Origin of the sequence: Elizabethkingia argenteiflava, assembly GCF_009904105.1 — a bacterium.
GTDB classification, from domain to species: Bacteria; Bacteroidota; Bacteroidia; order Flavobacteriales; family Weeksellaceae; genus Elizabethkingia; species Elizabethkingia argenteiflava.
This window is the reverse complement of sequence record NZ_JAAABJ010000462.1, coordinates 1-371: the sequence shown is the minus strand read 5'-3', so window position 1 is coordinate 371 and position 371 is coordinate 1. Positions and strand designations below refer to the sequence as shown.

The 371-nt window shown below is 25.3% G+C and carries 1 protein-coding gene; it reads left to right on the top strand.

What is annotated here, in order from left to right; translation table 11 throughout:
• Window positions 1-100: 100 nt before the first annotated feature.
• A partial coding sequence (locus tag GNY06_RS05375; RefSeq protein WP_176589975.1) for a hypothetical protein occupies window positions 101-371 on the top strand: 271 nt, incomplete at its 3' end.

Genomic DNA, 371 nt, shown 5'->3' with positions numbered 1-371 from the left:
TGTAATCCAAGATATCCAACAACACGAATTGAAAAAAAGAACAATGTTTTATATACATATCAAAATATTGTTACAATCCAAGATAAATCAACTAGAAATTATGAACATAATAAATAAAAATATAAAAAAAAAAAAACAAAAGAAAATAATTTATAAAATAAAAACCGACCACAACACCCCAAAAAAAACACAAATATTTTTTTGTGTTGGAGGAGGGGGAGTAAAAAATCAAAAAAAAAAAAAAAAAAAAAAAAAAATTCAAAAAAAAAAATTATACTATCAAAAACAAAAAAAAAAAAAATCAATCCTCTACCATAACCAAACAAATCCAAACCCAACCCAAAAAACAACAAACCCCCCCCCCCCCCCCC